Consider the following 26892-nt stretch of genomic DNA (forward strand, 5'->3'; position numbering starts at 1 on the left):
TTGCTTCCCTCGCATCAAACTAAAATATCAGTATAGAGCTCAGAAGCATCTGGCTCTTGATCACTTTGTGCAAAATCTACCGCATCAGCAACAATTGCACGGACCTCTTTCTCAATAGATTTTAAATCGTCTTCGCTCGCCCAATTTTTTTTAAGAATCCGACTTTTTACTTGATCAATCGGATCGTGCTCCTCTTTTATTTTTTGGACTTCTTCCTTTGAACGATATTTTGCTGGGTCAGACATGGAATGACCACGATAGCGATAGGTCTGCATATCAAGAATGATCGGTCCTTTACCTGAGCGTGCCCAAGAAATTGCTTCATCAGCAGCTCCTTTTACTGATCGAACATCCATACCATCAACAACAATACCTGGAATTTCAAAAGAAAGACCACGTCGGGAAAAATCAGTTTCTGCAGATGCACGTGAAACTGACGTTCCCATAGCATACTGATTGTTTTCAATAATATAAACAACAGGAAGCTTCCAAAGTGAAGCCATATTAAAACTCTCGTAAACCTGCCCCTGATTTGCAGCACCATCACCAAAATAAACCAATGTCACATTATCTTTACCAAGGTACTGATTCGAAAATGCCAAACCTGAACCAATGGGAACCTGCGCACCAACAATACCATGTCCCCCATAAAAGTTCTTTTCTTTAGAGAACATATGCATCGAGCCACCTTTCCCTTTAGAAAAGCCCCCTTGACGTCCCGTTAATTCTGCCATAACACCACGCGGACTCATCCCAACCGCTAACATATGTCCATGATCACGGTAAGACGTAATAACCTGATCACCTTCTTTTGCCGCTTTCAATGTTCCTATAACAACGGCTTCCTGACCAATATAAAGGTGACAAAATCCCCCTATAAGCCCCATACCATAAAGTTGTCCTGCTTTTTCTTCAAAACGGCGAATTAAAAGCATTTCACGATAAGCATCAATTTCTTCTTCTTTTGTAAAATCTGCTATTGGTGCTTTCTTTGTGGTGCTTGATAATGCAGTGCGCGCCGCCGACGCAGAATTTTTTTTAAGTCGTTCTGCCATATTAAACTCCCTTTTATGATTATTTAGGAATAACCTTTACGAACAAAAGTTACAAGCCTTATCAATCGGCTTAAACAATATCATTGCTGATTGTTGTTTAAATTAAGCGATTTTTCATTTACCTTTAGTATCATTTCAAGGTATTAAGATTGTCAGTTCATTTGACTTAGAGAAGTTCAAGTTCTTTCGGACATACTCATCCAACATATCTTTTTCTATATGCCCGTTGCGTAAAAGAGAAATACGCTTTTCCATGAATATCCGCTCAGCTTCTATTTTATGAAGCTCCTTTTCTAATTCGCTAATATGCTGATTAACTTCACTGCGTGAATACAATCCATACTCACCATGATAAATGTGATAACTGAAATAGCTTAAGACTCCCACCGTCATAAGAGGTAGTACAAAGCGTACTTTGATTGATCGACGTTTCTGCTTTGTCCACATAAAATAGCACAGTCTTTACAGCACAAATTTCTTAATATTTTGCCCAACTATGCATGATTTTGATTAATACCTCATTACCAAATCTACACTAAATAATTTGTTATTTTCAATTTATCCCCCTTAATACAATCAAAGTAAGCTGAATGACCTACTTTTTATATTATAAATATTGGATATCCTCTAATTTGTAGCTTTTTCCTAAAATTTCCTATTAAAATAAAGATAAAATCAACGGTATCCCCTATGCTTGGTGGTTTTTTCCTAACCAATTCCAATCCTCAAATTGATAACGCTTATCATCACCTCCCAAAACGAGATAACCCCCTTGATTTTGAACCATAATTTCACCCTTCATCCTTACCCACGCTCCTTATGTGTTATTCATAAAGAGATTATTTCTAATTTGATAATATGCGGATTAACCTCACGGTGTAAATACAATTTATAGCAGCCGTAATAAACGTGAAATTAGGATAGTTTGGAGCCTCCAATAATCTAATGCTATCCACTGCTATAAGCAGAAAAACAATGCACGCCTTAATTAATTTGCGTCTTTGCTTTACCCGTATAAAATAGCATTGTCTTTTTCAATACTTTTACTTAGCTGTACATGTTTTTTAATATCTCATATTAAATAAATATAGTACAATAATTTTGCATGATGCAACTTAATTATTTATAAAAATAAAAAGCGAACTGAATTACTTTCTCTTTATTATAAAATTTTTAAAAATCTGTAATCTGATTCCCATCTTTATCCGTAAATCTTCCTCCAAGAATGACTATAAAATCAACAACTGCCCAAATTCCGGTAATTATCAATCCAAACAATGATAAAGATAGAACCAGCATTAAAGCACCAGTCCTAACTTTACCAACCATAAAACGATGGACACCAAAGATACCTGCACACCAACAAAGGAGTGCGAACATTATCTTTGAGTTCTCTGTACCTGGTCTCAACAATGGAAAAACAGAACTGACACCCCCCCCTTCACAGACAAAATCAACAGCATTACCAATCCTTGGTGGATTCTTTCCCAACCAATCCCAAGTCGCAAACTGATAACGTTTACCATCATCACCCGAAACGAGATAAGTTCCTTGATCTTGACTAATAATTATACCTCTCATCTTAATCCCTATAAATTTAAATACTTAAAAATTATTGCGTATATGCCTTTGATAAGAAATCTCAATTTCATAATCTAAATGATTGTATACTTTCATATTTTTTGCTCACAACTATACACGATATAAATCACCAGCATAATGTGCTTGGGCTCCTAGCATTTCCTCAATACGGATAAGTTGATTGTATTTTGCTAATCTATCCGAACGTGCAAGAGAACCTGTTTTAATTTGTCCACAATTCGTTGCAACAGCAAGATCTGCAATGAAAGAATCCTCTGTCTCGCCTGAACGATGAGATATAATGGCACGATAACCTGCTTTATGTGCTACCTCTACAGCATCAAGTGTTTCACTCAATGTACCAATTTGATTAACTTTTATGAGAATAGAATTGCCTACCTCCATTTTGATACCATCACGCAAACGTGCTGAATTCGTTACAAACAAATCATCGCCAACAAGCTGACATTTTTCTCCCATTGTGTCAGTAAGTAGCTTCCAACCTTCCCAATCATCCTCTGCCATTCCATCTTCAATTGTAATAATAGGATAATTTTTCACAAGCTGCGCTAAATAATCTACCTGCTCTTGGGTGTCACGGCATTTCCCCTCACCTTTATAAAAATACGAACCATTTTTATAAAATTCGGTTGAAGCACAGTCTAAACCAATGGCAATTTGTTCACCTGGTTTATAGCCACATATCATGATAGATTCCATAATAAAATCAATTGCTTGATCAGCACTTTTAAATTGAGGAGCAAAACCACCTTCATCACCAACATTGGTATTATAACCCGCATCTTTTAAACGCTTTTTCAATGCATGGAAAATCTCAGCGCCATAACGGATCGCTTCTCTTATAGTAGGAGCTCCTATAGGAATAATCATAAACTCTTGAAAATCAATCAAATTATCAGCATGAACGCCACCATTAATAATATTCATCATGGGGGTTGGAAGAATATGCGCTTGTGTACCACCAATATAACGATACAAAGGTAAATTTAATGAATCCGCAGCTGCTTTTGCAACAGCTAATGAAACACCAAGAAGTGCATTGGCACCAAGACGGGCTTTGTTTGGCGTTCCATCCAAAGCAATCATTGCTTGATCAATAGCAATTTGATTTGTTGCATCCCGCCCACCAAGTTCTTCAAGAATTTCGCCATTAACTGCAGCAACCGCTTTTTCAACACCTTTCCCTTGATAGCGCAAACCACCATCACGAAGCTCTATAGCCTCGTATGCTCCTGTTGAAGCTCCCGAAGGAACCAGAGCGCGACCAAAAGCTCCATTCTCCAAATGAACATCAACTTCTACCGTTGGATTACCACGGCTATCAAGAACTTCACGCCCAATGATATCGACAATTATAGTCATATGTATTTCCTTATCCAATAAAAGTCTCGATTCATTTATAATGCCCTATTAATGAAATATTTTTTCTCTTCTCAACTCAACTTTTTTGACAGATAATCAAATTCCATTAAAGTCTCAAGCAATCTTTGTAAATCATCAACTTTAACCATATTGGGTCCATCAGAAGGTGCATTATCTGGATCTTGATGTGTTTCTAAAAAAATACCAGCTACCCCAACAGAAACAGCTGCACGCGCTAAAATTTCAACAAATTGACGCTGTCCACCAGATGAAGCCCCCTGCCCCCCAGGTTCTTGAACAGAATGCGTTGCATCAAAAATAACAGGAGCTCCAAATGAACGTAAAATAGGCAACGAACGCATATCAGAAATAAGTCGGTTGTAACCAAATGACGTGCCTCGCTCACAAAGCATAACATTCGGATTACCACTGTAAACAACCTTTTTTAAAACATTCTCCATATCCCACGGCGCTAAAAACTGACCTTTTTTAATGTTAATAACACATTCTGTTTTGGCGGCTGCTACCAAAAGATCTGTTTGACGACATAAAAAAGCCGGTATTTGTAAAATATCAACTGTAGAAGAAACAATTGTACATTGCTCTTCTGTATGCACATCAGTTAATATGGGACAATCAAACTCTTTTTTTAAATCAGAAAAAATAGCCATTGCTTTTTCAAGACCAATGCCACGTGCCGCATTCAAAGAGGTTCTGTTGGCTTTATCGTAACTTGATTTATAAACAAACCTGATACCAAGCTGATCGGTAATTGTTTTAATACGACCAGCCATTTCAAAAGCATGATCACGACTTTCCATCTGACACGGCCCTGCAATTAATGAAAGAGGCATTTCATTTGAAAAAATCATATTTCCAACTTTCACACGTGCATTTGGTTTAGTCATTTTATCCCTCAAAAGCAAAGTAATCCAATTTACGCATTAAACTAATCGACTTTGTTCTACAGCGGCTTCAATAAAAGAAGAAAAAAGCGGATGTGGATCGAAAGGACGAGATTTTAATTCTGGATGATATTGAACACCAATAAACCATGGATGATCTACATATTCTATCGTTTCTGGTAAAATACCATCAGGAGACATCCCAGAAAAAATCAAACCACACTGTTCTAACTTATCCTTATAATCAATATTGACCTCATAACGATGACGATGTCGCTCGACAATCTTGGTCATCCCATAAATTTGAGCAATATGACTCGCTTCTTTTAATTCAGCAGCAAAAGCACCAAGGCGCATTGAACCGCCGAGAGCACCATTTCTTGTACGTTTTTCAAGAACGTCTCCTTTAAGCCATTCTGTCATTAAACCTACAATTGGATTGTCTGTTTCGCAAAACTCACTTGATGAAGCATTCTCAATCTGTGCAATATTGCGCGCAGCTTCTATACAAGCTAATTGCATCCCAAAACAAATCCCTAAAAATGGAACTTTACGCTCTCGCGCAAATTGAATTGCTCGAATCTTCCCTTCTGCCCCTCGTGCCCCAAAAGCACCTGGAACCAAAATTCCATGGGCTTTTTGTAAAGCTGAAACAGAATCTTCTTTTTCAAAAAGCTCCGAATCAATCCACTCAATATTAACCTTCACTCTATTCGCTAAACCACCATGTGCAATCGCTTCAATAAGAGATTTATAAGCATCCTTTAAGCCCGTATATTTTCCTACAACAGCAATCGTAACTTCTCCTTCAGGATGGTGAATACGATGCGTAATATCTTCCCAACGATCCATCTTTGGGGAAGGTGCCGAATCGATTCCAAAAGCGCAAAGAACTTCAGAGTCCAAACCCTCCTTATGGTATGCCATAGGAACATCATAAATTGTTGGCATATCTAATGCCTGAATGACTGCATTGGAGCGAACATTGCAAAAAAGTGATAATTTGCACCGTTCTGTTTCTGGAATAGATCGATCTGCACGTACAAGCAAAATATCAGGAGAAATACCAACTGCTTGCAATTCTTTGACAGAATGTTGTGTTGGTTTCGTTTTTAATTCACCTGCTGAAGGAATATAAGGCATTAATGTGAGATGGACATAAACGACATTTTGTCTCGGTAGCTCATTGCGAAGCTGACGAATCGCTTCTAGAAAAGGCATTGCTTCAATATCACCAACCGTTCCACCTATCTCACACAAAACAAAATCAAATTCTTCATTTTCCATCGTAATGAATCTCTTAATTTCATCTGTAACATGAGGAATAACTTGGACTGTTGCCCCCAAATAATCACCACGCCGCTCTCGTTCAATGATATTGCGATAAATACGCCCTGTTGTAATATTATCTTGGCTATTTGCAGAACGCCCAGTAAAACGCTCATAATGACCAAGATCAAGATCCGTTTCTGCACCATCATCGGTCACAAATACTTCGCCATGTTGATAAGGTGACATCGTACCTGGATCAACATTTAAATAAGGATCAAGTTTGCGAAGACGTACGCGATAGCCACGAGCCTGTAATAACGCTGCTAACGCCGCCGCTGCGATGCCTTTTCCAAGGGAAGAAACCACACCACCAGTAATAAAAACATAACGTGCCATGGGCTTATGGTGATAAGCAATTTATAATGATTTTTCCAGCAAAAAATGCAAAAAGAAACAATTTTTCTTCTAAAATAAAAAAGGCGAAAAAAATCACCTTTTTTAAAAAGTCTATGTTTTCTTAAAAAAACTATTTTGTACTGTTATCCGGAACTGTATTTTCAAAAACCTGAGGAACTGGACTTTCTGCTTCAGGATTTGTGGACTGTTTCTGTTCCTGCGGAGAATTCGAAGTGCCTCCTAGCTGTTCAAGAATAGAAGGGGAAGACTCACCATCTGATGATGGGACTGATCCTGAGTCTTTATTGGTAGAATTCTGCTCTGAATTAACCGGTATACGCTTTAAAATATCAGAACTAGAATTTGATATATTACTCACCACGGTAAGTCCAATAGACACAACAAAAAAACAACAGGCTAAAATAGCAGTCAAACGTGTTAAAGGATTTTGAGATCCACGAGTTTTCATCAACCCTGAGCTATTACTCACACCTAACCCACCACCTTCTGAAGGTTGAATTAATATAATACCAACCAAAGTAATCACAATCAAAAAATGAATAACTATAAGTACTGTTTGCATAAACCCTGCTCTTCAAATAACTCTTTAATAGCTATTTACACATAAATAACGCACAATCCAAGGGGAAACTCAAATTTCTCTGCTATAGTTTACGACAAACATCGCAAATTGTTAAAAAATCAATCGCTTTTAAGCTTGCTCCACCTATCAAAGCACCATTAACATGAGCAATGCTTAAAAGCTCAAATGCATTGGATGGCTTTACGGATCCACCATAAAGCAAACGTATCTTATTACCTTCATCACCAAAACGAGAGCGCACCCTATCACGAATGAAATGATGTACTTTTGCAATATCTTCTGGAGTCGCTGTATTGCCGGTGCCTATCGCCCAAACTGGTTCATAAGCGATAATGGTATTCTCTGCTGTTGCATCATCTGGGAGAGATTCTTCAAGCTGCTGCGTGAGAATATCCAGTACTTTATTATTATTACGCTCCTCCAATGTTTCACCAATACATACAAGAGCCACAAGACCTGCTCGCCACGCAGCTTGCACTTTGGCACAGACAATCGCATCATTTTCCTGGTACACTGTACGACGTTCTGAATGCCCAATAATAACATGACTTGCTCCTGCTTCTTTAAGCATAAAAGCTGAAATATCTCCAGTATAAGGACCATGATCATCAAAGTGACAATTTTGTCCTCCCAAAAGGAGATTTTCACCATTCAGCGTATTAGAAGCACGCGATAAAAGCGTTGCTGGAACACAAATTAGGGCTTCAAATAGATGACCTAGATCAGAGCTAACGCCTGTAGCAATAGCACGTAACTCTCCAAGCGATTCACTCGTTCCATTCATTTTCCAATTTCCAGCAAGAAAAGGCCGAATATTTGGAGACATATTTTCACCTCAAGAGCTTTTACAATACATTGTTTATCTGTAGTTACCAAATTATAAAATGAAAGCAAGTCTTTAAAGCTTGCATCTTTCATCTCTTTATTGCAAATTCCATTACAGCTTTGATAATAACTCACATTAAAAATGGACTTGAACAATGCTTGACATCATAAGAAATGCTACAAATTCTTGGATTTTTAGAATTTTCCTTGCTATTTTACTCTTATGCTTCATTCTTTTATGGGGGGTACCGCAGTTACACAAAAAAAGTGAAAGAGATCTTATTACTTCTGGAAAGTCCACAGTAACTGTCGATGATTATCGTCTTGCACTCGCCGATCAAAGCGCACGTTTAGCATATGCTGCTCATCTTGGACGAATGTTTACAACAAATGAAATGCAGCAATACCAAATTCCTGCTTTTGTATTTAATCAATTACAACAAAATGTACTGCTTGATGAACAAGCACGTAAAATGAAAATAAGTCTTTCAAAAGATACAATAGCTCATACGATTGGTTCTGATAAGATGTTCCAGGTAAATGGCACTTTTGATAAAAACTTGTTTTATAACTATCTTCAGCATTTACGTATTAGTGAAAGTGCTTTTCTTAATTATTACACCAAACAAGAAAAGCGTAATCAGCTGATTGCTGCTTTACTTTCTGATATGAAGGCACCAAATCTCTTTTATAAAGCACTTGCTCTTTATCAAGGAGAAATGCGTATTGCTGATTATCTCGTTATTGATCTAAAAGAAAAGAAAACAATTGCTGATCCTGATTACGAAACATTACAAAAATGGTTTGAAACACATCAAAGTCAATTTCGTGCTCCAGAATACCGTACTGTCTCTTTGCTATCTATGGAACTTAATGATTTTGTAAAACCTAAAGATATCTCAACAGATGAGGCGAAAGCCTATTATACACAAAATGCTTCACGTTTTGTAACGCCTGAAAAGCGTACATTCGAAGAACTGCGATTCCCCTCACGCGAAGAAGCCGATAATGCAGCAAAAAAAATAGCTGACGGATTGAGTTTTGATGAACTGGTAAAAGCTGAAAAAAAGACTCTTAATGACATAAAAAAAGGTCCTCTCGCAGAAAACGAACTTCCTAATCATCTGACATCTGAAATTTTTGAACTTCAACAAGGCCAAGTCAGTCCTGTGATAAATGACTTACAGGGACCTGTTCTCATTCGCGTTACGCATATTGAACCTTCAAGCTCTCTTCCTTTTGAAAGTGTAGAAGAAAATATTCGCCAAATACTTGCCAAAAATCGTGCTACTGATGATATCCGTAACAATTATGCTGCCATTGAAAATGCTCGTTTTGAGGGTGCTTCTCTCAAAGAGTTAGCTGACCAATACAAGTTATCTTTGCGCACAATTACTATTGATAAAACGGGAAAAACGCTTGAAGGTGCAATACTCACGGATTTACCTCAAAAAGATATTTTACTGAATGCCATCTATCAATCAAACGAAGGAGTCGATCTTGATCCTCTCTCTTTTCAAAATGGTGGATATCTCTGGTACAAGGTCGATAAAATTATTCCTTCCCGTGATAAGACACTTGAAGAGGCTAAGCTAGATGTTCTTTCTCAATGGAAAAATGAGGAAATCCAACGTCTTCTTGATGAAAAAGCCCAAAATGCTCTCAAACAGCTCACGGAAGGAAAAAGTCTTGTTGCTCTTGCTCATACCCTTGGTGTTACAAAACAAACAACACCAACCCTCCGGCGTCAAGACTCATCTGAAACCCTTGGCGTTGAAGGCATTAAAGCATTATTTTCCGCTCCCAAAGGTCATTATGGCATCATAAAAGGTCCGGTTGCAACAAACCGTATCATTTATCAAATAAAGACTGTAACCATGCCTAAAGATATCACGTCTCATACTCTTTCAACTGAGGTCCGCGCCAATATAGATATGATGATAAGAGAAGATCTCAAGCTAGAAATGCTACAAGTTGCCAATAAAGAACATCCTTTGGAAATTAATAGCACAAATTATAATCAGATCTTTAACGCTCTCCAATAAAAAGATTGTGCATAATTTTAAGAACTTATTGATAAAGTTTTCATCAGCTCTTCGTCTATAGTTGAAGAGGTAAGACGGATTTCTTGTCTGCATATCTTAGGATCAGCGTTTGTATAATGATTCATTTTCTCGCAAAACAGTGCATGTATGGATTTGCGAGAAAATAGTCAATGGAATGTAGAATCGTTTTTGCAATGCATTAAAAAACATTATCCATCCAAAGGTCGTAAAGGTTGCCGCCCATTAAGCTATAAACATCATCCCTATCGTCATTCATTCATAGCTCATTATATTGCTACTCTTAATATTCATTCATAGGGAGTGTATTGCTTCTTCCTTAAATGATTTCATTTACACATCCAACTTATAATAGATAAAAAACTATTTTTAAAATTCATTATAAAAATGGAGAAATCTTTTTCTATTCAAGACTCTCATTCAATATAAGAAAAAACGTATTATCATTATAAATCAATATATTCATCAATCATAACAGTCATCAATTATGATGTTATAATTTCTCAAAAATAAGAGTTTTTTATAGACTTATAGACTGCTAAGATAACTTCTCTCATAAAATAGAAATTTTATCTCATGTTTTTCTTTCTCTGCATCTCACCCATCCAATACACTGAATAAAACATATTACTGATGAAGAAATACAGCGTATTTTCAAGATCATAAAATTTCTTATTCTTTTGCGTTCATAACAACCAAAACATCAACATTTTTTATAACAAAAAAATGGTTTGGAATCACAATAGCTCCTTTTATCTTCATATGAAAAAATCAGTCTACATGTTACGCATTCCAACGTAGTAATATTTTTTTACAATATCTTTGGAAAATTGCCGCTTATTGCTGCCCTTGTTATCAACCAATAGCGATACATCAATGGCAAAGTTGCACTCTCTTGAAAAATTGCTGCCCCCAGCTGTATAGCTTTTTGAAGAGAAGCTGGTACAATGACCAATGGAAGAAAAGCTGGCTTAAGAACTCTAGGTAAAGTACAAGAATACTCGTAAAATTGGGTATAATGATCGCGCGATAATGCTACCATAGCTTCAACAATACAACCCTTTTGTTGATCGCTGAGACGATGAGATTCCAAATCTTCCCTATTCACTCCTACAGCCTTTAATATATCAGTGGGTAAATAATATTGATATCGTGATTGCATGAATGATAAAAGACGCAATACACCGCTTAATCCTTGAGAAATCCCTCCATGTTCATAGATATCTGTAAACTCTTGTGCAGTTTCAGGATCTAATATCTGACAAGAAAGCTGTAAAATTATGCCTGCTGTCTCACCACAATAATGCTCTAGATCATGAAGTGTTTCTATTGGATTGTGATAAAGATCTAAAATTTGCGCATCACAATAACGTAAAAAAGCTGTCTTAGGTAAATTAAAAAGAGTGATTGCTTTTAATAAATCATTCAAAATCGGATTGTTTCCACTCGTTTGCATTTCACCATGAGCAATAGCATCATACCACCAACGTAACCGTATTTCTCCTATGAGTGGGTCATGTACACTTTCGCGGATACGAGAAACTTCAGCATTAAATACATAAAGAGCAGCCAATGCTTGGCGCTTTTTTTTAGGTGCAAATAAAACCGATATATAGCGATCACGATCTATGGTACGTAAAATATCAAGACAATAAGGAAGAGAGCCTATCATTCTATGAACCTATTAACGTCCCTTTTTTAGCAATTAAATTAATACCCTCTTTTTATTCATATTAAAAAATGAAGGATAAGCAAATACAGTTCAGAAAATAAGATTTTTAAATGTGTCTCTTAACTGTATTATGAATTAAAATTTCTTTTCTAATCCCTTTTCGTTTTAGAAAGAAAAAAATTAAATAAATAATTTTTCTGATAAAACTTATCTTATCGGACTTCAAGTTTTCATTTGCAATAAAAAAGCTAAAAACCAATCGTAACATGCATAGTAAAACTTGAACAACAAACAACGCAAAACACTTTTTCAGTGGATAGATGACAATGTTATTTTATAAAAAATGCACTGATCACAAAAACTTCATCAATCATTGACCTCCTCCCCATCCTAAAAGACAAAGGTTCTTACCAACACCAATTTGTAAAAAATCCAATTGCTCTCGGTGCGTTTCTGTTACTATAAACGCATTGATTTATAATCATAATTTTGTGTTTTGTATATTAAATTAGAATCCCAAATATCGTAGATATACTTTCATTTCAAACCAATTCCATGTTACATCAATAAAAACTATTCCCTTGCACGTCATAAGCGGAACTGGCTTGTAGGTAAAAACTGTATAAGAAAGAATTAAAATGCCTCTTATGAACTGTCTTAAGTCCCAAGAGCTGATCACTCATGTGATTCATTAGGAACTATGAGCAAACTTTGTCCTGAATACTTGCTGCTGTATTTAAAAAACACTTAATGTGTTAAGTTATGTATATTCTATACCCTTATATCACCGCCTTAAACGACAGTATTTTACAGCGCAGAAAATAATCACACAAGTCTTTCATGCTAGACCAGAGCCTTTGTTTTATTAAACAATACTCTATTCTACCGCAAATAATAACGCCGCAACAGCGCGATCTTCAGCCAATAAAACATTAAATGTACGCACCGCCGCTCCCGTACTCATTGTATCTGATGAAATACGTTTTTCCCATAAAAGCACCCGTAACTCTTCAGGTAATCGTAATAATTCAATTCCAGTACCTATTAATAAAACTTCGATTTCAGAAGATTCTTCTAAAATACGAGATATATCCCTTTGAGTGGGAACAGGCCCTGCCATGTCAATGCCATAAATACCTGATGGTACACAAACAATAGAACCTCTATGAGACATATCAGCAAAACGAAATCCACCATTTCCATAAGCATCAATAGGTGCGCGACTTGGAAAATGTGCTTCACGAATTTGAATTGCATCGAACATGAACAAGCACCCTTTATTTTTGAATAATCCAATTGTCTTTGCTACTTCTCACCATAAAATTAAAGGAAGGCTGATACAAACATTGATATCTTAACCATAGCCTAGTATTGAAGTGGAAATTTTATATAAAACCCTAATCTTCTCATACAACAAGTATATGAAAATTCGATAATAAACCGCAATCAAAAGCTATACCTGCTTAAATAAATCTATCTTTTAAAAAGTTTTCTCAGCTTATTTACTCGCAAATTTCTTTTTATAGAAACAATGATCTTGTTTTAAAAACAGAAAAAATTGCGTAATATTCCATAAATAAAACAACTATTTTAATCATCTAAAGAAAACAAAAACTCCATTTTCTGTAGCCACTATAAAAGCCCCTTTTTCAATGAAATTGTCTTGATCTTGCCAAGCTTTTTATAAAAATGCTTAAAAAATGTAATAAACTGCCATTACACCTTAAGATGCATTTTCCTTTGATATAGCTTTTTTCTCTTTAGAGATACTCATATCTTCTTTCGTTGTCGTTTTAGATTTAGACTTTTGTGGTCTTTTTGCTTTAGCATTAAGTTTTGATTTTTTTTCTGCAATCGGCTCACCTTTAACGCGCACATCAGCTAATGTTGAGCGAATAACACGAATATTCATACTCTCACCAATTTCAACCTCTAATTCACCACTCTCGTCGTGAACCTTCGTAACCTTGCCGATAATACCACCACCCGTTATAACTGTATCACCACGACGTACTGCATTAAGCATTTCTTGGCGTTTTTTCATTTGGGCACGCTGTGGACGAATGATAAAAAAATACATAATTGCAAAAATTAAAATGAATGGGACAGCGCTAGCAAATGAAATTCCACCGGAAACATCGCCTGCAACTTGAGCATAAGCGTTCGTAATAAACATTTTTATCTCCTATAGTTAAACCTCAGGTATTTCCCACTCTATTAAAATGAAATTCCGATACAGAAAAAATTCCTAAAGAATTTATCATAAAAAGCAATAACTACATAATCTAATCACAGCTTTACAAAAATACAATAAATCCTTAAGAGGCAGAATACCAAAATACAATGAGAAAAATCTTAAAAAATAGATTCACTTTCCCCTATTGTATATCCTACAATACAAATCTTTTCACTAACTCAATAAATTATACAAGATAATTTTTCTAATGAACAAACTTAATTTATATAGATAATTTATCGTTTTTGATATCAAATGACAGATCTAAATACAATAAAACGCTCTCATTTCAAACCTTCTGAATTAATCAAAACGATTTTCTTGCACGTCACACATATTAAATGAGCCTGTAGATAAAAACTTTTTAAGAAAGGCGTGAAAATATCTTTTTCATGCTTCTCTCAAATGCAAGAGCAATTGAAACACTCAAAGCTGACAAATAGTATGATACTATTGTCTTACACTTTCATAAATACAAAAATGGTAATATTTACCGACCCCAACGAACTACTTTTCTAAAACCAATGATTTTTTGCTGTAATGTCATTGATTTAAGAAAATCAATTATTTTTCATGAATTTTCTATAAACTGTAAGACTATTCAAATGTAAACGTCATCAATAAATTAGTTTTCTAAATATTTAAGGGGATCAACAGGTAATGAATTCTTACGCATCTCAAAATAGACACGTGGCGTTTTAACATTTCCTGAAACACCAGATTTAGCAATCTCATCACCGCGCCTTATCCTTTGTCCTTTGTTAACAACAAGCTTACTATTACATCCATAAATAGTGATAATATCATTTTCATGTCGAATCATCACAACATTACCAAGCTCTTTTAGTCCATCTCCCGCATAAATAACCACACCATTTTCTGCCGCCTTTACCGAAGACCCTTCAGGCACTGCAATATCTATTCCTCGATTCATTACTGTTCCCTTTTTTTGACCGAACTGGCTTAATAAACGCCCTCGTACTGGCCAACGCATCTTAGAAATTCCTGTGGCTTGCGGAGTCGTCATATTATCTGTATTCGTAACAGTACTTGACAAACCAGTCTCATGTTTCAATTGCGTCATCTGTTTAGAAAAATTTTTCTCAGAACTTGATTTGTTCATCTTTGCAGAGGGTGGCGTTGTTACAGGAGCTTTATATATAGGAGAAGACTTCTTGTTTTTTATAGAGGACATCACAGACTGGGATGCAGATTCTGTTGTTGACACTGCCCAATCGTTATTATTGTGTGCATTTGAAGCTGCTAATGTACGCCTGCTTGGAACAACAAGGACCTGACCGATATAAATGGAATTGCTGTTTATACCATTTGCTAATTTTAATGCCTCAACACTAATCCCTACTTGTCGTGCAATACTGAGCAGTGTATCTCCACTCTGGACAATATAAGAATTCCGCCGAAAAATAGGAGATTTATCCATTTGTGAACGAGAAAGTGTTCCAAGATTACGTGGAGGGGAGCCCATAACGCGACCATCAGAAGAAGTTATCCTATCTTGATGTGGAAAATTATAGGGAGAATTGTCATCTCCCCACGAATCATCACCTGATTCCACAGGTGGCAATTCAGTGCTTTGTATCATACCACTACCGTATGATAGCATTCGCGGGTCTGTATACATAGTGCTTGATATATTTGATTGAGATGATACCGTACGATGAGAGAACGTATTGGAAAAACGCTGTGTACCAGAACTACAACCAGCAACAATAGTTACCACCGCTAACAAAGTTATTCTCTGAAAATTATGCTGGAAAATATTATCCAAAGCTTTTAGACACATCGTTTTGCTCACTCATCAATAATCAACTCACTCCATTAAAGCTTTTTTAAATTACCGAAGAGTTAAAATGAGATGTTTTATTCATAAATATCTTTATATAAGATCAAAATGAATTTAACGTAGACAATTTGAAGAAACTTCTTAGCTTTTAAAAATTAAAGTATCTCTGCAATGCCTTTAATAAAAGGTTGGTAACGCACTTGGAACAGTTCTAAACACTCAAATCTACTACCAATTTTTGTATAGCGCGTCACCGTTTGTACCCCTTCGTCAGGTCCTATCGCCTGAATGAGAATTCCATTTTCAGCTAAAAGTTCTAAAAATTCCTTTGGTTCATCAAAACGTGATGGCCAAATAAGAATGCGATCAAATGATCCTAAGCCTGTCACACTATGACTTCCATCAATCTGCCGTATAACAATATTTTCAATTCCTAAAGTTTGAAATTTTTGGCGTGCTAAATCAACAAGCGTTTTATAACGATCAATCGTTGTCACACGGTCACTCAGACATGCCATAAGAGCAGTACAAAAACCAGATCCTGTACCAATTTCTAAGACACGATGCCTTTTTTTCAAAGATAATGCCGAAAGAATTAAGAGTTGTTCTTCCAAACGTTCCATATATTCACCACACTCAAGGGGAATAACTTTATTATCATAAGCACTATTGAACCAAGGAGCAGCAACAAACTGTTGACGCGGAATTTTCTCTAATGCCGAAAAAAATCGCACGTCATCAATGCCTTTGCTACGCATTTTCAGTACAAGAGCGGCTAACTCCTCACGAAATTGTAAAATACCCTTTTGCCCCATAGTATCATTCAATCTCCAATGGAGGTGCACTTTTATCATACTGATAAACTGCTTCTTTTAAAATGGCAAAAACTTGCGTCTGTGTATCATCACCTCTTGGCAATAAACGCATATTGTCTCTCCTTTCGTAAAATTAAGCAGTAATACAGCGCATGCCTCCCATATAAGGTTGTAAAACATCTGGAATAATAATTGATCCATCAGCCTGTTGATAATTTTCAAGTACGGCAATAAGACAACGTCCAACAGCCGTACCAGAACCATTAAGGCTATGAACAAAATGCAATTTTTTATCGCCGTCTTTACGATAGCGCGCATTCATACGACGACCTTGAAAATCTCCACAAACTGAACAGCTAGAAATTTCACGATAACATTCTTGACCAGGAAGCCAAACCTCGATGTCATAGGTTTTACGCGCTGCAAACCCCATATCACCCGTAGAAAGAACCACTGTGCGAAAAGGCAAACCAAGCCGTTTTAATATATCTTCTGCACATTCTGTCATACGTTCCAATTCAATTAAAGACTGCTCTTCACTGGTAATCGAGACCATTTCAACTTTCCAAAATTGATGCTGACGCAACATACCGCGCGTATCACGACCGGCTGCTCCCGCCTCTGAACGAAAACAGGGAGATAAAGAAGAAAATCGCAGTGGTAAATCTGATATTTCAAGAATTTCATCGTTGACCAAATTGGTTAATGGCACTTCTGCTGTGGAAATAAGCCATCGACCATCTGTTGTACGAAAAAGGTCTTCAGCAAATTTCGGTAATTGTGCTGCTCCGTAAACAATCTCATCACGAACAAGAAGAGGTGTTGAGACTTCTGTGTAACCATTCTCATTGACATGCACATCAAGCATAAATTGGCCTAATGCTCGTTCTAGCCGTGCTAACGCCCCTGAAAGTACTGTAAAACGTGTTCCAGACAAACGACTAGCTCGTTCAAAATTCATCTGTTTGAGATCTTGACCAAGATCAAAATGTTCCTTTGGTGTAAAATTAAATGTTGGAGGTGTACCAAAATGTCGAATGACGACATTATCACTTTCATCTTTACCTTCTGGAACATCATCTAATGGAATATTTGGAAGTGCTGAAAGAAGTTTCTCAAGACTCTCCGTCAGTTGTTTTTCTTCCACTGTTGCAGAGGAAAGAAAAGCTTTAATCTCTTCAACTTCAGCTCTAAGACGTTCAGCCATTTGCTGATCAGATACAGCCAAAGCCTGTCCTATTTCCTTTGAAACAGCATTGCGACGTTCCTGCGCCAATTGCACCTTAGCAATATGCGACCGACGTGCAAGATCAAGTTGTATTAACCTTTCAGCTTGTGGCTCAAGACCTCTACTTACGAGTGCTTTATCTAATTTCTCAGGATTGTCACGAATCCACTTAATATCAAGCATAAAAATTCCTCATTTATATTGTTTTTATTCATTCCTTATCGCATAAGATTATACACTTTTCTTAAGCGGATTTTCTTCTCTTTTCTATACTGTAAGCAATTAAAATTGAAATCTCGTAAAGTGCTATCGTTGGTAAAGCCACTGCAAACATCGTAAAAAAATCCGACGGCGTTATGATTGCCGCAATGATAAAAGAGAGCAAAATAGCCCATTTTCGTTTAGAAACCAAATCATGAGACGTTAAAAATCCAATTTTTGTTAAAAGACTGATGACAAGAGGTAATTGAAAAATCAAACCAAAAATTAGGATAAATGATGTCATAAAGCCCAAATAATCAGAAATACGCACTATAAACTCTATTTTTAAATGAACATCTGGAAGAAATTGTTGAGAAAGGCTAAACCATAGTATTATTGGCGCTAATAGACCATAAACAAACGCTCCCCCAATACAAAATAAAATAGGCCCCCCAATGAGAAATGGTAAAAAAGCCATCCGCTCATTTTTATAAAGCCCTGGTGCAATAAAACTATAAAACTGAAAAGCCGTATAGGGAAAAGATAAAATAATTCCCCCAAAAGCAGAAAGTTTCATCTTCGTTAAAAAAGTTTCCCATACTTGCGTTGATTGCAAACGAATACCCTCAGGGTTACCCCCTGCTATTTTCATTGCCCACTGATATGGCCATAGTAAAAAATTTAAGATATAATCTTTAACAAGAAAACACATCATAAAAGCGATCATAAATGCAACCAAAGCAGAAATAATTCGCTGACGAAGTTCAATTAAATGTTCTAAAAGTGGAGTCATATTAGCATCAACTTCATCTTTTTTTACATTCATGACACATCTTCTTTTTTTTATCTTTAGGAGAAACAAAAATGTTTTCAGAATGATGAGAAGCTATAGAAACTGTCATATCTTTCTTGATTACCTTTTGATCACATTCCAAAATTTCTTTATCTTTTTTAAATTTATGATGTGTTTCCTTAACATCCCAATTATCGTGGATATCCTCTAATATATTTTGAGTGGGATCAAAAGTTTCTGCCAACTTCTTGCTTGAATCGCTAATATCCGAACATACTTTTTGCAAATCATCGCGCTCGATTTGTCTTATTGCATCATCAAACTGATGACGAAGTTCATTTGCTGTTGAATACACATACGCTCTTATCTTTGCTACTGTCTTTAATATTTTAGGTAAATCTTTTGGTCCAACGACAATGATGAGAACAAGTAAGATTACGATAAACTCTGGTCCGTCAATCCCAAACATCTCTTAATTCGACTTTCTCATCAAAAAATATTGCACAATGATGATTGCGTTTTTGTTACTGTTTTTTAGCAACAGATGTTTTGCTTTTTTTAGAAGCAGAAGAAACCTTTCTGCGCGCTGTTGCATGTTTTACCGATAACGGCTGAGATTGTTGAGATTCTACATCAATCATTTGGGAACTAGGAGCCATTTCAACTTTATCCTCAATGCTATCATCTTCTTCCTTCATATTTTTTTTGAAGGCTTTAATTCCTTTAGCAACATCGCCCATTAATTCAGAAATTTTACCGCGACCGAAAAGCACAAAGATAATCAATAAAATTATAATTAAATGCGTTGGTGAAAAAATATTACCCATTATTCTCTCTAACTTTATGCTTTTAAATTTGATTTCATTTATTCATGCTTCCTCTGAAGAATGTATCAAATATAATATCTTACTTATATATTTTCTTCTTAACTTAAAAGCAATTACACGCTTTTATTGCAAAAAGAACTTTTTATCCTCTCATCCTTTTTTAGCGTATTATAACACAAACCATTCAAAAATGATAAACCACTTCATACAAAGTTCAAAACACTTAAAAACTTTTCTAAAATAACTTCATCTGATCTCTTAGGTTACTCATCTTCCTGTAAATACTATAGCCAATGTCTTTCCTTTTAAACAATGTTGTACGTATCATTACAAACATTTCCGCCAAATTATCCTTTACTGATAAAAATCATAACATGCTGTAAAACATTTTACGTATTCAATTAAAAAAATCAGAAAGAAAAATCTCTAAAAAACTTTCTTAACACATCATCGGTCTCTTCAAAAACGATCATCTTACGCACAACATTTATTCTTTGCGTTGGGGTAGGAATTTTATCATCCATTATTCCATATACAATACGAAATATGAGCCATCATCGTATTTAATTAACTATCTGTCGTGTAAATAAAAACTATTAGCGGAAAGAGTAAAAATGTACTTTATGAACCAACTCAAGTGCCAAAAGGTATGGCAATACTGCTAAAAAATAAAAAAGGTACCAGCTTGTGCCTTTATTCAGTAAAATACCTCCATATAACCAGCTCTCTAAGCCACGGCATGCTCTAACTATTACAAGTCTCCGGATTCTGGGCATGCGTTCTCATAATATCATGTGTTTAACCTATCTCAGTATTGAAACCAGAATGGGCATTAATAGAAAATTATATTCAATCAAAAGCATGGAATCGAAGCATAATTCATGTAAAAAGAATTTCTTATCCTCGCCTTTTTTATAAGATTTCCTTATAAAGCCGCTCGATAATACAGTGTTAGAGATAAATAAACCTATTTACTTTAGTTTAAAATTCTCATTTTATTGAAATAGCTTGCAGAGTGCATATCAATTTTCAAAAGTTTTATTTTAGCGTCATACACAATAACCTAGCCATTTAGCGTGTATAATGTAAAGCTTTGGCTCCGCTTAAAGCAATGAGATTCATTCATACTTTTACAAAAATCTATCACTATAACACCAGCACTTTATTGCTCTCTCCATAATTTTACGCTCGCTAAAAAACTGATCAATGTAACAATGTTTTTATCAAGCATTTGAAATTCTTTAATCTTTAAACAAGCAAATTTATGAATGAATTTGAAAGATACCCTTCAATTTTTCAACAAACTTCACTAATATTCTCGTTAATTGAGTGTTTTTTATAGTTTTCCTAAAAGAGTCCGCGATCATAAAAAATTCTCTTACAACATAAATATCTCTATTGAAATGTTTGATCTCTTCTTGTCTATCTTTCATATAAAAAAATTAAAATTTTAACGATTAATCTCATTATATAAAAATAGCTCTGTGAATAAATGCTCCCATAACATTAATATTTTTTCTGTAGTGTATAATTGGGGGGTGAGGGCATTGTTTGATTTCTACAAGAGTATTTTTATGGATATCAATTCTATTATTCTATGCTAATAATCCGGTACAGTTATACATAATGATAGAGTTTACTCCATGAATTATCGGCATATTTATCATGCTGGCAATTTTGCTGATGTTTTTAAACACATTATTGTCACTCGCATTGTAGAATATCTCAAACGCAAAGAAAAAGCTTTTCGCGTTATAGATACGCATGCTGGAATCGGTATTTATGACCTTTCTTCTTTAGAAGCACATAAAACAGGAGAGTGGCGCGAAGGTGTCCAACGACTTTTTTCAACTCCTATCCCAGAAGATTTAAAAACACTCCTTTGTCCATGGTGTGACATCATTGATGCCCTCAATAAAGGGGAAAAAGAAATTGTATTTTATCCTGGATCTCCTGTTCTTATTCGTCAATTATTACGGAAACAAGATCGCCTCACCGCAATAGAATTGCACAATGAAGATTATCATATTTTAGCAAAAAACTTTGCAGGAGATTATCAGACAAAAGTTCTGCATTTAGATGGTTGGCTTTCCTTAAATGCTCATGTACCACCAAAAGAAAAACGTGGGTTTATCCTTGTTGACCCTCCCTTTGAAAAAGCTGGTGAGTTTTCCCGCCTTATTGAGGGATTAACGAAAGCCTATCGTCGCTTTTCTGGAGGGATCTACGCTTTATGGTATCCTGTTAAATATGACAAAGAAATTGAAAGTTTTCTTCACGCGCTTTATCAAACCGGAATTCCTAAGATTCTACAACTTGAAATGCGTATCCGAAAAAGTTCAAGTCCACCGACAATGAATGGAAGTGGTATGATTATTATTAACCCTCCCTACCTTTTGGAAGAAGAAATGAAAAAACTCAGCCCCTTTCTTATCAAGCGTCTTGGACAAGATGAAAATGCCCAAATAACGCATAAGTGGCTTCAAAAAGAACATCTATTATTTTAGATCTTTCTCTGATATTTTTCCTAAATCAAATATCATGTTGTAAAATACAAAGGCATTAAATGATCAAGTTCTTTGATTCTTTGGATAATATCAACATATTATAATGGTAAGCTAATAACGATCAGCGTGAATTATTTTTTTTTAGAAAGCCTATCTTCTTAATCATTATGGATTTCTTATTTCAATCATTTTAATGGATAAATTGGCCAAATTCATAGAGCTGTCTTAGAATAACAACTCTCATATTTTTTATGAACGATCAGCTCTCTAAAATCATACTCTTATGTTATAAGATATTATTTATAGAAAAAAATTATAAAGACATAAATAATCATTATTTAACAAAAAAGAATATTTCATATATTAAACAAACAACATATTCGTAATAAACGGAATGGTTCTGAAAAATAATACAAATTGTCCGCAAAATGAACGGGAAAAGCTTTCTTTTCTCTCTAACATTACGTGGAATAATGCCAATCAAAGTAATGAGAAAAATCAATTCCAAGGTGTCAAGTTCATACAAGAGTTTGTTAGACACCTTCCGCATAAGCCAGGGGTTTACCGGATGATTGGTGAAAATGGTGATATTCTCTATGTTGGAAAAGCTCGTAATCTCAAAAAACGTGTTTCAAACTATACACGTGAACAAGGACACAATAATCGTATTACCCGCATGATTCGTGCAACATATCATATGGAATTTATCGTCACCCATACTGAAACAGAAGCTCTTCTTTTAGAAGCCAATCTGATCAAAAAATTGCGTCCATATTTTAATGTACTCCTGCGTGATGATAAAAGTTTCCCTTATATTATGATTACAGATGATCATCGATCACCTGCACTTTATAAACATCGTGGTGCTCGAACACGAAAAGCCCATTATTTTGGTCCTTTTGCCTCTGCTGGTGCAGTAACACAAACAGTTCATGTTTTACAACGCGCCTTTTTATTACGGACCTGTACCGATGCAGTGTTTGAAAACCGTACACGCCCCTGTTTGCTTTATCAAATTAAGCGATGTTCTGCACCTTGTACACATGAAATTAGTGACAGTGATTATAAAGAACTGGTGAAAGGAGCAAAAGCATTCCTTTCGGGAAAAGATCAATCTGTTAAAAACGATATGGTTCAAGCTATGCATAAAGCCGCAGAAAATCTTGATTTTGAACAAGCAGCTTCCTATCGTGACCGCTTATCCGCCCTTTCTCACATACAAAGCCATCAAGGTATAAATCCTCAAACGATAAAAGAAGCGGATGTATTTGCGATTGCGCAAAAAGAAGGAATGACCTGTATCCAAGTGTTCTTTTTTCGCATGGGGCAAAATTGGGGAAACCGTGCTTATTTTCCTAAAGCAGATCCCTCTTTTCCCTGTACTGAAATTTTAGCAAGTTTTCTTGCCCAATTTTATGATGATAAACCACTCCCCAAAAGCATCCTTTTATCTGAAGAAATTGAAGAAAAAGCACTTCTTACAGAAGCATTTAGTCTCAAAGCAAACCACAAAGTATCCCTCTCTTTACCCAAACAAGGTGAACGGAAAACTCTTGTTAATCGTGCCTATCTCAATGCTCATGAAGCACTTGAACATAAGCTTTCTGAAACAGCCACCCATACAAAATTGCTTCAAGGTCTTGCTAAAACATTCCAACTACCTTTTCCTCCACGCCGGATAGAAGTCTATGACAATTCTCATATCATGGGAACAAATGCTGTAGGGGCTATGATTGTTGCTGGTCAAATGGGATTTATTAAAAATCAATATCGAAAATTCAACATTCGCTCAACAGATATCACGCCTGGCGATGATTTTGGCATGATGAAAGAAGTGATTAAACGAAGATTTTCACGCCTTATCAAAGAGTATGATCTTCCAAATAGAAGTCATGACATAAAAGATGATGATCTTTTTCCCATTTGGCCTGACCTTATCTTAATCGATGGTGGTGAAGGACAAATCAACAGCGTACATGCAATACTTGCTGAGTTACAATTAAATGATCTCTTCACAGTTGTTGGAATCGCCAAAGGTGTTGACCGTCATGCGGGACGTGAAAGATTTTTTATAAAAGGTATTTCCCCCTTTACACTTCCTCCACGTGATCCTATCCTCTATTTTTTGCAACGTCTGCGTGATGAAGCACACCGTTTTGCGATTGGAACTCATAGGATAAAACGAAAAAAAGCAACATTCAAAAACCCACTTGATGAAATCGAAAATATCGGTCCGACAAGAAAGCGTGCTTTGCTTCATCATTTTGGAAGTGCCAAAGCTGTTGCGAGTGCCTCATTTGAAGATTTAAAAAAAGTTACGGGAATCTCTATGACAATTGCACAAAAAATTCATAACCATTTTCATGAAAAATAGGCTTGTTTCATAACCTTCGCCTTGTTACGTTTAGGAAATATATTCTCTTTCACAAGAATTAAAAATGGCTCCATGAAAAATCATACTTTTTCTTTTCCAAATATTTTAACTTATGCACGAATTGTTGCAGTCCCAATGGTTGTTGCATGCTTTTTTTTAGAAGGGCGACTACAATCAAGTGATATCACTCGCTGGATTGCTGTTTCTATTTTTATCGTTGCATCCATTACTGACTTTCTTGACGGTTACCTTGCTCGTATTTGGGAGCAAACATCCAATATTGGTCGCATGTTAGATCCAATCGCCGATAAACTTCTCGTCTCTGCTTGTCTGCTCTTGCTTGCCGCAGACAGTACCATCGCTGGGTGGACACTATGGGCAGCTATTATCATTCTTTGCAGAGAAATTCTTGTATCAGGATTACGTGAATATTTGGCTGAGTTAAAAGTTAGTGTTCCTGTCTCTCGTCTTGCAAAATGGAAAACTTTTGTACAGATGATCGCTATTGTATTTCTTTTAGCTGGACCAGCCGGTAATAAAATTTTCCCTTACACAGTAGAGTTTGGCATTACTATGCTTTGGATTTCTGCCCTCCTTACATTGTGGACAGGGTGGGATTATTTTCGTGCAGGTTTAAAACACGTTATCCTATGAATAGTATGGAATTTTATAATGATGATTTATCTTTTTGTACTTAAATAAGAGATGAGAATAGCATAAGATTGATTTATTTTAAATCTATTAATGATAGATAAATAAAACACTTTTTTGCACATTACAAGTAAGGGTAGCGTGTAGATAAAAACTCTTCAGAAAGAGTAAATAGGCTTTATATTTTCGTAAAAGCAGCTGCAATATTAAACGATTAATGCTCCATATGCTTTCAAAAAAATCTATAATCTCATAAGCAAAAAACCGAAACACTATATTTCGGTTTTTTGCTTCTTATATACGCTTTATTATTATAAACGCTTTATTAACCAACAATTTCTACCTCAGGAAACCAAAAGGCGATTTCTGTTTTTGCCGTTTCAGCACTATCGGATCCATGGACAGAATTTTCGCCAATCGATAAAGCATGAACCTTACGAATTGTCTCTTCTTCTGCATCACTAGGATTCGTAGCCCCCATTACTTCACGGTTTTTAGCTATTGCATTTTCACCTTCCAAAACTTGTACAACGGTTGGACCAGAAGACATGAATTCAACCAATTCACTAAAAAAAGGACGTTCTTTATGAACAGCATAAAATTTTTCAGCCTCACGTCTGCTCATCCAAACACGTTTAGACGCAATAACACGTAGCTCCGCATCCTCAAGCATTTTAGTAATTGCGCCAGTCAAATTACGACGGGTTGCGTCTGGTTTAATCATCGAAAAAGTACGCTCTAAAGCCATTTAACCACCTTTATTTCATTTATAATATTCTCTAGCCATTTCTATAGCGAGCAAGGAGCCCTTTGCCAAGTGACTCTGCAAAAATCTACACAAATTCTCATAAACATAGAATAAATTATAAAGAAAACTTTAATAAAAATACCTGCAATTGCTTATCCCATCATAAAGATGCGCTACCGAATCTCAATAAATATTGAATCTTCTTTCATAATCTTAAATGCTTCCTATCAAAATTATCATTGAAATCAATCAAAAAATAACCATATCGTTAGAAACTATAGCGTACACCTAAAATACCCTGAAGGGACTGTTTTGTTTTACGCCCTTTAATATAATGGGCCTCACCATATAACTTTAACTTCTCACTCACTAAACTGCTTAAACCTATTCCTAATTTACCTGCATTCCCTGATAAGTCAGTGGTAAATGGATGGCGTTGATTAATTAACGTTTGATTGTCATCTTTATTCTCACGCAACCATGCTGCTGTAATATACGCAAGCGATGAGGAATCTATGCGAGAACCAAATTCATATCCTAAAGATAAGCCAACCTCACTGCGTAATGAAGTGAATGGACGCATGTCACCTGTCATGTCATTCGATAACTTGATTTCTTTACCCTCAACTTGTAACCATGTAAATTGTCCATAAGGCTGTAACCAACTGTTCTTTGACGTCTTAAGTCGATAACCAGCTTCAAAGGAAGTTCCCAATGCCCTTTGAGTATATGTTCCTTCAATCTCTAAACCATTCGTTGAAACGGCTTTTAGAGTATTTTGATAATGATTGTATTTTAAAATACCATCGAGATACCATCCACTATGATCCAAATAAGTGACATAAGCGCCAATACCATAAGTATTGATTCTACTGTTACCCCCCCGTGCATGCGCAACACGGGCACGATCATAACTGCCAAAACCACCTATATAAAACTCTCCATTTTCCCA

General features: G+C 35.8%; 23 protein-coding genes. 4 read left to right on the top strand and 19 right to left on the bottom strand.

Annotated elements, in window-relative coordinates; all coding sequences use genetic code 11:
- Positions 1–14 precede the first annotated feature (14 nt).
- The 8 genes from pdhA to tpiA form a co-directional block, all read right to left on the bottom strand.
- Positions 15–1055, bottom strand: a complete 1041-nt coding sequence (gene pdhA / locus ACFIK2_RS07935; RefSeq protein WP_273791144.1) for a pyruvate dehydrogenase (acetyl-transferring) E1 component subunit alpha — start codon at positions 1053–1055, stop codon at positions 15–17.
- Between the two features lie 135 nt (positions 1056–1190).
- Entirely contained in the window at positions 1191–1502 is a 312-nt protein-coding gene (locus ACFIK2_RS07940; protein WP_375617692.1) for a septum formation initiator family protein, read from the bottom strand.
- Between the two features lie 726 nt (positions 1503–2228).
- Positions 2229–2636 carry a TM2 domain-containing protein gene (locus ACFIK2_RS07945; RefSeq protein WP_375633083.1) on the bottom strand — a complete coding sequence of 136 codons (408 nt, stop codon included), beginning with the start codon at positions 2634–2636 and terminating at the stop codon, positions 2229–2231.
- 111 nt (positions 2637–2747) lie between these two features.
- A complete protein-coding gene (gene eno / locus ACFIK2_RS07950) occupies positions 2748–4019 on the bottom strand; it encodes a phosphopyruvate hydratase (protein WP_375633085.1) in 1272 nt (423 codons plus the stop codon).
- Positions 4020–4090: 71 nt separating this feature from the next.
- Positions 4091–4927 carry a 3-deoxy-8-phosphooctulonate synthase gene (gene kdsA, locus ACFIK2_RS07955; RefSeq protein ID WP_375633087.1) on the bottom strand — a complete coding sequence of 279 codons (837 nt, stop codon included), beginning with the start codon at positions 4925–4927 and terminating at the stop codon, positions 4091–4093.
- 36 nt (positions 4928–4963) lie between these two features.
- A complete protein-coding gene (locus ACFIK2_RS07960) occupies positions 4964–6592 on the bottom strand; it encodes a CTP synthase (protein WP_375633089.1) in 1629 nt (542 codons plus the stop codon).
- Positions 6593–6722: 130 nt separating this feature from the next.
- On the bottom strand, positions 6723–7175 hold the full coding sequence (gene secG, locus ACFIK2_RS07965; RefSeq protein WP_375633091.1) for a preprotein translocase subunit SecG: 453 nt from the start codon (positions 7173–7175) through the stop codon (positions 6723–6725).
- An 82-nt stretch (positions 7176–7257) separates the two neighbouring features.
- Positions 7258–8022 (bottom strand): triose-phosphate isomerase, encoded by a 765-nt coding sequence (gene tpiA, locus ACFIK2_RS07970; protein WP_375620758.1) that lies wholly within the window; start codon positions 8020–8022, stop codon positions 7258–7260.
- A gap of 154 nt (positions 8023–8176) precedes the next feature.
- On the opposite strand from tpiA, the gene ACFIK2_RS07975 reads away from it, so the two are divergent.
- Positions 8177–10066, top strand: coding sequence for a peptidyl-prolyl cis-trans isomerase (locus tag ACFIK2_RS07975; RefSeq protein WP_375636299.1), 1890 nt, complete (start codon positions 8177–8179; stop codon positions 10064–10066).
- Positions 10067–10895: 829 nt separating this feature from the next.
- Here ACFIK2_RS07975 and ACFIK2_RS07980 read toward each other — a convergent pair.
- The 9 genes from ACFIK2_RS07980 to tatA all read right to left on the bottom strand — a co-directional run bounded on the left by ACFIK2_RS07980 (position 10896) and on the right by tatA (position 19660).
- The gene (locus ACFIK2_RS07980) at positions 10896–11756 is read right to left on the bottom strand and encodes a phytoene/squalene synthase family protein (protein WP_375611260.1); all 861 of its coding nucleotides are present in this window, start codon (positions 11754–11756) and stop codon (positions 10896–10898) included.
- A gap of 877 nt (positions 11757–12633) precedes the next feature.
- On the bottom strand, positions 12634–13020 hold the full coding sequence (locus ACFIK2_RS07985) for an Mth938-like domain-containing protein (RefSeq protein ID WP_375634090.1): 387 nt from the start codon (positions 13018–13020) through the stop codon (positions 12634–12636).
- Positions 13021–13479: 459 nt separating this feature from the next.
- Positions 13480–13932, bottom strand: a complete 453-nt coding sequence (yajC, locus tag ACFIK2_RS07990; RefSeq protein WP_375633099.1) for a preprotein translocase subunit YajC — start codon at positions 13930–13932, stop codon at positions 13480–13482.
- Between the two features lie 685 nt (positions 13933–14617).
- Entirely contained in the window at positions 14618–15796 is a 1179-nt protein-coding gene (locus tag ACFIK2_RS07995) for a peptidoglycan DD-metalloendopeptidase family protein (protein ID WP_375634093.1), read from the bottom strand.
- 155 nt (positions 15797–15951) lie between these two features.
- A complete protein-coding gene (locus ACFIK2_RS08000; RefSeq protein ID WP_273791164.1) occupies positions 15952–16611 on the bottom strand; it encodes a protein-L-isoaspartate(D-aspartate) O-methyltransferase in 660 nt (219 codons plus the stop codon).
- Between the two features lie 133 nt (positions 16612–16744).
- Complete coding sequence (serS, locus tag ACFIK2_RS08005) at positions 16745–18022, bottom strand: serine--tRNA ligase (RefSeq protein ID WP_375633105.1); 1278 nt, start codon at positions 18020–18022, stop codon at positions 16745–16747.
- A 61-nt stretch (positions 18023–18083) separates the two neighbouring features.
- Positions 18084–18866, bottom strand: a complete 783-nt coding sequence (gene tatC, locus ACFIK2_RS08010; protein WP_375634095.1) for a twin-arginine translocase subunit TatC — start codon at positions 18864–18866, stop codon at positions 18084–18086.
- Positions 18847–19302 carry a twin-arginine translocase subunit TatB gene (locus ACFIK2_RS08015; protein WP_375633109.1) on the bottom strand — a complete coding sequence of 152 codons (456 nt, stop codon included), beginning with the start codon at positions 19300–19302 and terminating at the stop codon, positions 18847–18849. The genes tatC and ACFIK2_RS08015 overlap by 20 nt, the downstream gene beginning before the upstream one ends.
- A 55-nt stretch (positions 19303–19357) precedes the next feature.
- Positions 19358–19660: a twin-arginine translocase TatA/TatE family subunit gene (gene tatA / locus ACFIK2_RS08020; protein WP_375633111.1), complete on the bottom strand. Its 303-nt coding sequence runs from the start codon at positions 19658–19660 to the stop codon at positions 19358–19360.
- 1643 nt (positions 19661–21303) lie between these two features.
- Between tatA and ACFIK2_RS08025 the strand changes: the two genes are divergently transcribed.
- The 3 genes from ACFIK2_RS08025 (at position 21304) to pgsA (ending at position 25195) form a co-directional block, all read left to right on the top strand.
- Positions 21304–22167 carry a 23S rRNA (adenine(2030)-N(6))-methyltransferase RlmJ gene (locus ACFIK2_RS08025; RefSeq protein ID WP_375677130.1) on the top strand — a complete coding sequence of 288 codons (864 nt, stop codon included), beginning with the start codon at positions 21304–21306 and terminating at the stop codon, positions 22165–22167.
- Positions 22168–22561: 394 nt separating this feature from the next.
- Entirely contained in the window at positions 22562–24541 is a 1980-nt protein-coding gene (gene uvrC, locus ACFIK2_RS08030; protein WP_375677131.1) for an excinuclease ABC subunit UvrC, read from the top strand.
- 72 nt (positions 24542–24613) lie between these two features.
- Positions 24614–25195 carry a CDP-diacylglycerol--glycerol-3-phosphate 3-phosphatidyltransferase gene (gene pgsA / locus ACFIK2_RS08035; protein WP_273723320.1) on the top strand — a complete coding sequence of 194 codons (582 nt, stop codon included), beginning with the start codon at positions 24614–24616 and terminating at the stop codon, positions 25193–25195.
- A gap of 322 nt (positions 25196–25517) precedes the next feature.
- Here pgsA and ndk read toward each other — a convergent pair whose 3' ends face one another.
- A complete protein-coding gene (gene ndk, locus ACFIK2_RS08040) occupies positions 25518–25940 on the bottom strand; it encodes a nucleoside-diphosphate kinase (protein WP_375677132.1) in 423 nt (140 codons plus the stop codon).
- Positions 25941–26208: 268 nt separating this feature from the next.
- Positions 26209–26892, bottom strand: a 684-nt coding sequence (locus ACFIK2_RS08045) for an autotransporter outer membrane beta-barrel domain-containing protein (protein ID WP_375677133.1), incomplete at its 5' end; no start/stop codon positions are given.

The organism is Bartonella sp. AP88XZML (assembly GCF_042195565.1).
Lineage (GTDB): Bacteria > Pseudomonadota > Alphaproteobacteria > Rhizobiales > Rhizobiaceae > Bartonella.